The sequence below is a fragment of the Halorubrum sp. SD612 genome (assembly GCF_002135005.1).
Window position 1 is genome coordinate 22,917 of the sequence record NZ_NEWI01000021.1, and the last position, 6,145, is coordinate 29,061.

The 6,145-nt window shown below is 71.8% G+C and carries 9 protein-coding genes and 1 pseudogene; 2 read left to right on the top strand and 8 right to left on the bottom strand.

The features are described from left to right. Positions 1–19: 19 nt before the first annotated feature. The 8 genes and pseudogenes from B9G38_RS04135 to B9G38_RS18805 all read right to left on the bottom strand — a co-directional run. Positions 20–292, bottom strand: coding sequence for a hypothetical protein (locus B9G38_RS04135; protein ID WP_004596496.1), 273 nt, complete (start codon positions 290–292; stop codon positions 20–22). Positions 293–377: 85 nt separating this feature from the next. After that, positions 378–1,241, bottom strand: a complete 864-nt coding sequence (locus B9G38_RS04140) for an endonuclease V (RefSeq protein WP_086219584.1) — start codon at positions 1,239–1,241, stop codon at positions 378–380. Continuing rightward, positions 1,241–2,212, bottom strand: a complete 972-nt coding sequence (locus B9G38_RS04145; RefSeq protein WP_086219585.1) for a rhomboid family intramembrane serine protease — start codon at positions 2,210–2,212, stop codon at positions 1,241–1,243. The genes B9G38_RS04140 and B9G38_RS04145 overlap by 1 nt, the downstream gene beginning before the upstream one ends. A 128-nt stretch (positions 2,213–2,340) precedes the next feature. Beyond that, the gene (locus B9G38_RS04150; protein ID WP_049932484.1) at positions 2,341–2,529 is read right to left on the bottom strand and encodes a hypothetical protein; all 189 of its coding nucleotides are present in this window, start codon (positions 2,527–2,529) and stop codon (positions 2,341–2,343) included. 89 nt (positions 2,530–2,618) lie between these two features. Next, positions 2,619–3,326 (bottom strand): type I 3-dehydroquinate dehydratase, encoded by a 708-nt coding sequence (locus B9G38_RS04155; RefSeq protein WP_086219586.1) that lies wholly within the window; start codon positions 3,324–3,326, stop codon positions 2,619–2,621. Positions 3,327–3,410: 84 nt separating this feature from the next. Further along, positions 3,411–4,385, bottom strand: a complete 975-nt coding sequence (locus B9G38_RS04160) for a transcription initiation factor IIB family protein (RefSeq protein ID WP_086219587.1) — start codon at positions 4,383–4,385, stop codon at positions 3,411–3,413. Between the two features lie 188 nt (positions 4,386–4,573). Then, positions 4,574–4,732: a hypothetical protein gene (locus B9G38_RS18490; protein ID WP_233127157.1), complete on the bottom strand. Its 159-nt coding sequence runs from the start codon at positions 4,730–4,732 to the stop codon at positions 4,574–4,576. A 60-nt stretch (positions 4,733–4,792) separates the two neighbouring features. Further along, positions 4,793–4,909: pseudogene (locus B9G38_RS18805) on the bottom strand (AN1-type zinc finger domain-containing protein); the annotation flags it as partial. 129 nt (positions 4,910–5,038) lie between these two features. Here B9G38_RS18805 and B9G38_RS04170 point away from each other — a divergent pair. Then, complete coding sequence (locus B9G38_RS04170) at positions 5,039–5,836, top strand: cobalamin-binding protein (RefSeq protein ID WP_086219589.1); 798 nt, start codon at positions 5,039–5,041, stop codon at positions 5,834–5,836. Further along, on the top strand, positions 5,833–6,145 hold a 313-nt coding region (locus tag B9G38_RS04175; RefSeq protein ID WP_143415360.1), incomplete at its 3' end, for a DUF84 family protein. The genes B9G38_RS04170 and B9G38_RS04175, both read left to right, overlap by 4 nt.

The window sequence follows — 6,145 nt, forward strand, 5'->3', positions numbered from 1 at the left end:
CGGCGTCGCGCCGAACCGCTTACTCGTCGTGGATGAAGACGAGCCGCTTCGACTCCGTGTTGACGAGACAGAGGTCGATCCCGTCGCGGGTGGCGCCGATCTGCTGCCAGCCGTGGTCGCTGACGAACAGCGTCTGGAAGACGCCGCGGTCGCAGTCCGGGTTCGGACAGCCGACCCCCGCGGCGTTCTTGTAGACGGTGGTCCCGCCGCCCGAACTCTGTCGCACCAGCCCGTCGGTCAGCGACCGGAACTCCTCGGCGGACATCGGACTCTCGGCGTCGTCGTCTCCCATGTCTCTGCGTTCGCGGGCGACCGTCTAAAAACCGCCTGCCCGTGGCAACAGGTGACACAGTGTCGGTCCGAAACGGCCTCCGCGCTCACTCCGCGTCGCCTTTCGCCCGCTCCGCGTGCGCGTCCGCGAGCCGCGTCGGCTCGGGGAGCTTGTAGCCCGCGCACAGCGCCGCGACGAGGTCGACGGCGCTCTCCGCGGACACGCGGTGCCCGGGACTGACGTAGAGGGGGTTCACCCGCCTGCTGTTCGGGTACTGGCGTGACTGGAACGCGTGGCCGATCACCGTCCCCGGCTCGGCCGTCGTCACCGCGTCGTCCGCGCGGATCGGCGTCCGCCAGCCCGCGGGGCGGTCGGCCGTCGGCTCGTCCGGCTCGCCGCAGAGGAGGCTCTTCGCGACGCCGACGCTCGGCACGTCGCACAGGACGCCGACGTGCGTCGCGAGCCCCGCCTCCCGGAAGTGGATCCGGCCGGAGCCGTCGCAGACCAGCAGATCGGCCTCGGCGTCGAGCGCGTCGAGCGCGGCCAGTATCGGCTCGCCCTCCCGGAACGCGAGCAGGCCCGGAATGTACGGGATCGACAGCGGCGTGGTCGCGCTCGCGTACTCGACCACGGTCCCGCCGCGGAGCGCGACCGCAGCGGAGACGGCGGCGTCGGGACGGTCGCCCGCGCGGTCGGTGCGGAACGCTTGGTCGACGCCGACGACGGTGGGCACACCAGACTCCTCTACCGCGCCGCCGGTACCGGGGAGCGTCTCGTTCGCGACCGCGTCCGGGCGAGCCGGCGGGAGGCCGTCGGCGAGCGAGGCGGCCGACTCGACCGCGACGGCGGCCGGGTCGAGCGCGTGGTCGTCGTCGAACGCCGCGGCCGCCGCGATCTCGCGCTGGAGCGACTCCATCTCCTGCCGCGACAGCGACGGGTCGGGACGGAGATCGGGCCGCGCGAGGTCCATTAGAAGCGTCCGCCCGGACCGCCGGGGCCTCCCGGACCCCCGGGGCCGCGGGCGCCGCCCATCGAGACGCCGCCCATGCCGCCCGCGGAGCGGGCGAGCCCCTCGTTGCGCTTGCCGAACGCGAGCCCGATGGCGAACCCGATCAGGTGCGCGAGGTGCGCGATGCCGCCCACGCCGCCCGTGCCGCTCGTGACCACGAGCAGCGCGGAGACGACCGCGATCCCCCACGTGAGGTACTTGATCTTCATCGGGATGACGAAAAAGAGGAGGACCTGCATGTTCGGCCGCCAGACGGTGAGGACGCCGAGGATCGCGAAGCCGGCGCCGCTGGCGCCGAGGACCCCCGTCGGCGGGGCGTTCATCGCGATCGCGAAGAGGACGTGGCCGAGCCCCGCGGCGATCCCCGCCCCGAAGAAGAACGCCGCGAACCGCTTCGACCCGACGGCGCGCTCGACGAGGGGGCCGAAAAACAGGATGACCACGCTGTTGCCGATGATGTGGAACAGCTGTCCCGGGGCGTGCGAGAACACCGAAGTCACCCACGTCCAGACGTTCGTGACCGCCTCCGACTGGAGCACGAACAGGGTGTTGTGGAGCGATTGGCCGCCGACGAACAGCGCGACCCACTGCGCGACGAACGTGACCCACATCGCGAGCAGGATCGCGTACGTCGCGTTGTTGCGGAAGAAGCTCACGAACCCGCCGGTGCCGGTCTCGCGGTCGACCCGACGCTTGACGCGGTCGACGACTCCGCCTCCGCCGCCCCGCGCGTCGGCGGCGCCGCCCGCGGCCCCGCCCTCGACGCTCTCGTCGAACCCGCTGTCGAAGACGCCGCCGGGGTCGTCCCACTCGGCGAGGCCCGGACAGTCGTGGTTCTCGGGCAGCCGGTGTTCGGCGCAGAACGTCTGGCCGCACCGCTTACACTGGTACGGGAGGTTCTCGTACTCCCCGCACACGTCGCACGTCGCCATTGCCGTCACTTACGGGGGCGGTCGTAAAGCGGTTTGGCTCCGTCCCGGGCGCGTCGGCCGGTCGGCGACGCGGCGAGCCGGGCCTGGCGACCGGATCGACGTGCGCGACGGCGACGCGGTCGCCGCGTTCAGTCCAGTACCCGCCCGGCGACGACCGCGACGGCGACCCCGGCGACCGCCACGCCGACGAGCGTCGGGACGAGTCGGCCGGACCCCCACTCCCACCCGAGGAATCGGGTGCCGACGACCGCGACGAGGGCGATGAGGAGGCCGAACGCGGAGACCACCGACGACTGATCCGATCCGATGAGGGCCATCTCACCGCCGTAGTTCGACGGCGGGCGTGAAAAGTGTCCGCCCCTACGCGCGCCCGGTTTGCTGTCCCTACGCGTCCGGCTCGCCGCCTCTACGCGCCCGGCTCGCCGCCTCGAAGCCTGTCGACGAGGGTTCGGAGCGTCGCGAGCGGGTACTGCCCCGGCGCGGTCGCCTCCGCGGGGTCGACGGGCGCGTAGCCGATCTTCGAGCCGTAGACCGGGGCGACCGCGCGGGTGTGACGCCCCGGCTCGCCCATACACATTGTCGCGACCCGATGGCCAGCGACGGTCGCCTCGTGGGTCGCCTTGAGCGTCGCCAGCGCGTCCGCCGGGGCGGTCGCGGTCGTCGCTAGCTTCCCCACGTCGCCCTCGCTCGCGGCGTCGGCGAGCAGGTCGACCAGCGCGGCCGGCTCGGGCGTCGACTCGAAGTCGTGGACCGACGCGACCACCGCCACCCCCTCCCTTCGGGCCGCGTCACGCAGCGCTGTCGCGTGCGACTCCTCGGCCGGGTCCGGGTGCGTCCCGCGCAGCGCGGCGAGCTCCACGTCGACCGCGGCGACCGCGTCGCGGGCGACCGCGTCGGAGAGCGCGTCGTAGCGCGCGAGCCCGTCGGCCTCGCCGCCCTCCCACGACGCCCGGTTCGTGACGAGCAGGGGGAGCTCGCCGTCGTAGCTCGCCAGCTGGTCGCGCGGGGCGTCCGCGAGGTCCAGCCGGAACTCCACCGCGTCGGCGTGGTCGCGGGCCGCCGGCTCCTCGGAGAGGTCGGCCGTGCTCGCGGCGAGAACGAACTCCTCGAACATACGCGAGCGTTCCGCGGGCGGGGACTTAGCTGGTCGGGTTCGCACGGGCCGCGAAGTCGGGACGGTCGGCGAAAAGCGCGCGAGTTACGCGACGAGGCCGTCCTCGGCCTCCAACAGCTCGTGGTAGCGGTTCCGGATGGTGACCTCGGAGATGTCGGCGACCTCCGAGACCGCGGCCTGCGTCGTCTTCTCGTTCGTGAGGAGCGCGGCGGCGTAGACGGCGGCCGCGGCGAGGCCCACCGGCGACTTGCCCGAGTGGACCCCCTTCTCCTTCGCGTTGCGGAGGAGGCTCTTCGCGCGCATCTCCGACTCCTCGCTCAGTTCGAGGTCGGAGGCGAACCGGGGGACGTACTGCTCGGGGTCGGCCGGCTTCACTTCGAGCTTCAGCTCGCGGACGACGTAGCGGTACGTCCGCGCGATCTCGGCCTTCTCGACGCGCGACACGTCGGCGATCTCGTCGAGGCTGCGCGGGACGCCGGCCATCCGGGCGGCGGCGTACACGCAGGAGGTGGAGACGCCCTCGATGGAGCGACCGGGGAGCAGGTCCTCGTCGAGCGCGCGTCGGTAGATGACCGAGGCCGTCTCGCGGACGTTGTCCGGGAGCCCCTGCGCGCCCGCCATGCGGTCGATCTCGCCGAGCGCCTGCTTCAGGTTGCGCTCCTTGGAGTCGCGGGTGCGGAACCGCTCGTTCCACTTGCGGAGCCGCTGCATCTTCTGGCGCTGGCGCGCGCCGAGCGACCGGCCGTACGCGTCCTTGTCGCGCCAGTCGATGTTCGTCGAGAGCCCCTTGTCGTGCATCGTGTTCGTCGTCGGGGCGCCGACGCGGCTCTTCTCGTCCTTCTCGCGGGAGTCGAACGCGCGCCACTCCGGCCCGCGGTCGACCGAGTCCGCCTCGACGACGAGCCCGCAGTCGCTACAGACCGTCTCGCCGTGCTCCTCGTCGTTGATGACGTGCCCGCCGCACTCCGGGCAGCTGAGCGTCTCGTCCGTGTTCTCCGATTCCTCCTCGTTCGTCTCCGTTCGGGAGCGACTCCCCCGTGTGTGTAGTCGTTCACTCATAGCTCGGTTGCCCCCGGAAACTGAAACTGCCCGAGAGCGATCTTAGTTTACCGTCGGCGGAACACAACTTAAAACGACCGGAACGTGTCGCTCGAATCCCGACGAAAGGACACGATCTATCACGTGTTTTTGCCGATCTCCAGATCGGCGCCCGGACAGTCGACTTCGCGTCTCGGATCTGTCGTGACTCACCACGGAAGCAGTCTTCGCCACCACGATTCCGGTTCTTCCTCCTCGGAATCGGTCGACTGTTCGCCCGCGATCGAGCCGTCCAGAGCAACGTCCGGTGACGACTGTCCGATGTCCTCCGGTGCCGTTCCCATCGTCGTCACGTCTTCCGGATCCATCGGCTGCGGTCCCCGATCTTCCGGTGTTTTGTCTCCGGCGAGACGTTCGCCGGTACAGCCGTGGTTTTCTGGGAGACGATGATCCGGACAGACTGGATCGCCGCAGTAGGCGCATCGATACGGCATCCCGTCGGAGCTGGCAGCCGATCCGCAGACTACGCACGACTTTCCGGCCATATCGTCTGCTCTCCGTCGCCCCTACCTATTCATATTTTGTGTCTCAGACCCTCTCGGTGACTCCTTCCGTGGTTCGTTTCCAAGCATCCGACCGAAACGCTTGCGCCGTTCGCGCCCCGACCACGGGCTATGACTGATCCCCGCGTCGTCTCGCTCGCCCCGAGCGCGACCGCGACGGTCGCCGCCCTCGGAGCGGCCGACCGCCTCGTCGGCGTCACGAACCACTGCGACCTCTCGGACGACGCCGACGCCGGGTCGGCGCACGGGATCGGCTCCCCGACCGCCGTCGGCGGCTGGCTGAACCCCGACCTCGACCGCGTCGCCGGCCTCGACCCCGACGTCGTCCTCACGAGCGACGGGCTCCAGGCCGACCTCGCCGACGCCTGCCGCGAGCGCGGCCTCGACGTCGCGCACCGCGAGCCGTCGACGCTGGACGAGGTCGTCGAGGGGTTCGCGACCCGCGGCGCCGACGTCGGGCGCCCCGAGGCCGGCGAGCGACTCGCCGCCGACGCGCGCGAGCGACTCGACCGGATCGCCGACGCCGTCGCCGACCGCCCCCGCCCGACCGCCTACTGCGAGGAGTGGTCCGACCCGCCGATGGCGGCCGGCAACTGGGTCCCCGACGCGGTCCGCGCCGCGGGCGGCCGCTACCCCTTCGTCGAGCCGGGCGAGCGCTCCCGCGAGGTCGACCCCGCCGCCGTCGAGCGCGCCGACCCGGACCACGTCGTCGTCCACGTCTGCGGGCACGGCGACCGCGTCGACCCCGCGGCCGTCGCCGAGCGCGACTGGGTCGACGCCCCCGTCCACGTCCTCGACGACTCCCTCCTCAACCAGCCGAGCCCAGCGCTCCTCGACGGGGTCGAGCGGCTGGCGCGCCTGCTCCATCCCGAGGCGTTTTCGGTCGCCGGCGCCGACGACCGACCATGACGACCCTGCGAGTCGGCGTCGGCAGCGGCAACCCGGTGAAGCGGCGCGCGGTCGAACTGGCCCTCGGATCGGCGGCGGACGCCGACCTCCCCGGCGCCCCGACTGGCGTCGCGATCGAATCGGTTCCCGTCGACTCCGGCGTGAGCGAGCAGCCGACGGGCCACGCGGAGACGATTTCGGGCGCCGAGAACCGGGCGGCCGCGGTCCTCGAAACGGACTCGGAGACCGGGCCGGCGTACGACCTCGGCGTCGGCGTCGAGGGCGGCGTCGCGGGGTTCGACGGGACCGACGGCCGCTACCTGATCATGT

Excerpts from the sequence above, each read along its gene's own strand:
- B9G38_RS04135 (WP_004596496.1), bottom strand. The coding sequence starts at position 292 with ATGGGAGACGACGACGCCGAGAGTCCGATGTCCGCCGAGGAGTTCCGG.
- B9G38_RS04140 (WP_086219584.1), bottom strand. The coding sequence starts at position 1,241 with ATGGACCTCGCGCGGCCCGATCTCCGTCCCGACCCGTCGCTGTCGCGG.
- B9G38_RS04145 (WP_086219585.1), bottom strand. The coding sequence starts at position 2,212 with ATGGCGACGTGCGACGTGTGCGGGGAGTACGAGAACCTCCCGTACCAG.
- B9G38_RS04150 (WP_049932484.1), bottom strand. The coding sequence starts at position 2,529 with ATGGCCCTCATCGGATCGGATCAGTCGTCGGTGGTCTCCGCGTTCGGC.
- B9G38_RS04155 (WP_086219586.1), bottom strand. The coding sequence starts at position 3,326 with ATGTTCGAGGAGTTCGTTCTCGCCGCGAGCACGGCCGACCTCTCCGAG.
- B9G38_RS04160 (WP_086219587.1), bottom strand. The coding sequence starts at position 4,385 with ATGAGTGAACGACTACACACACGGGGGAGTCGCTCCCGAACGGAGACG.
- B9G38_RS18490 (WP_233127157.1), bottom strand. The coding sequence starts at position 4,732 with ATGGATCCGGAAGACGTGACGACGATGGGAACGGCACCGGAGGACATC.
- B9G38_RS04170 (WP_086219589.1), top strand. The coding sequence starts at position 5,039 with ATGACTGATCCCCGCGTCGTCTCGCTCGCCCCGAGCGCGACCGCGACG.